Raw genomic sequence first — 1693 nt, forward strand, 5'->3', positions numbered from 1 at the left:
GCCTGCAAGGTTATGTGGAGGCCAAAACCGATAACTTGCTACGTCAGGAGGCCGCGGTTCAATTGATGGGCGAGTCCGCAACGCTACTGGCCGATTCGGCAGGGCTGCTCAAAGGCAGCGTGCAGGTCATGCAGGAAAAACTCAGCGGCGCGATTCACTCGCTGAATGAGGATTTCGCCGGGCACTTGGTAGAAATGAAGGCGAGCATGGATGGCAACATCACCAGGCTGGGCACCGTCATGGAGACTATCGAAGGGAGCCTGACCGGTACCATTACCACGATGAGCCGAGACTTTACCCAGAACACCCAGGACATGGCTGCCAACCTGAAAGGCGCGACCGACAATATTTCCACTGCGGTCGATAGTTTGTCAGAGCATGTCGGCACGGTGGTTAATGAAGTCAAGGTGACTACTGAAAGCGCCAAGGACATGCAGAAGCAAACCAGCTCTCGGTTCACGCAGACAAGTACCACGCTTAACGAAGCGATCGAACTTATGAGCTCCAACATGGATGAACTCGGCAAGAGCATTTCGGAGGGCTTGAAGGAGGCATCCAAAGCTGGACACAAGATGGATGCGGTGGCGAGCAAACTGGTGACTTTCCCGCAGCTCGCCGAGCAGTTCACTACGCTCAATGTGCAGTTCAAAACCATGACAGACCAGGGCGCTAAAACCCAGGAATCTCTGGAAGCGTTGCCTGCCAGGTTGGCCCCTCTGGGAGCCAGCGTCAAACTGCTTGAGCAATTATGTGATTCGGCGCAACAGTTGCCTTCGGTTGTCCAGGACGTGAAGGCGCTTGCGGACTCGCATCGTCAAGGCCAACAAGCCATGAGCGCTTTGCCTGAAAAGCTGGCGGCCAATATCGACAAACAGTTTGCCAATCGCCTCCAGGTGCTCAGCGACGCTGCACAGTCGACAGTGACATTGCTTGGCCGACTCACGGCGGACTATGAACCTGCGCCTGCGAGTGGTTTGCAGACCAATAAAGCTCAGCCGGCGTAACCGACCATGAAAGAAAAACCCAGCGAATGGATTTCCATCTCAGACCTCATGGCGGGGGTCATGGCGGTCGTGATGCTCATGCTTGTAGTTTCGGTGCTGCAGAACAAAGCGGCCGAAGCGGCAATGCAAGTCGAGAAGCAACAGTTGGATGCGGCGCGTCAGGCAGAAAAAGCCCAAGGCGCGGTAACACAACAAACACGTCTGAGTGCTTTGCTTGAGGCGATGCAGGCGGATCTGGCACACGGCGGTGAAGGGGGGCTGATCGATGTCGATATCAAGAACCGGCGCCTGACGTTGCCTGATAACGCCTTCGGCCGCGGCAGCGCCTGTATTACCGATGAGGCCAAGCGGGCACTGACGCAGTTGAGCGTTCGCGTCGCTACCTTCATCCACGATTACGGCCAGGGCCAGGTATTGGTCGAGGGCCATACCGACAATGTGCCGGTAAGCCGACCGGTCACTGATTACGCGCGGTACTGCACGGTCTATGACGATAACTACACGCTCTCCGCTGCTCGGGCACGGGAGGCACGCAAGTTGTTGGTTTTGGCTCTGGACGGGCAGCAATCACTGCGAGTGATTGTGGCGGGTTACGGTGATTCCAGACCCAAGCCCGGCTTGAACCCGGCAAGCGCAGAAAATCGGCGGGTGGAAGTTCAGTTGGTGGTGTCTCAGGAGGATCGCACGCT

At 56.8% G+C, this 1693-nt stretch carries 1 protein-coding gene and 1 pseudogene; both read left to right on the plus strand.

The features are described from left to right. Positions 1 to 1004: pseudogene (locus JV201_RS10235) on the plus strand (hypothetical protein); the annotation flags it as partial. A 6-nt stretch (positions 1005 to 1010) separates the two neighbouring features. Beyond that, on the plus strand, positions 1011 to 1693 hold a 683-nt coding region (locus tag JV201_RS10240), incomplete at its 3' end, for an OmpA family protein (RefSeq protein ID WP_219406839.1).

It is taken from the genome of Pseudomonas sp. Colony2 (assembly GCF_019382755.1).
Lineage (GTDB): Bacteria > Pseudomonadota > Gammaproteobacteria > Pseudomonadales > Pseudomonadaceae > Aquipseudomonas.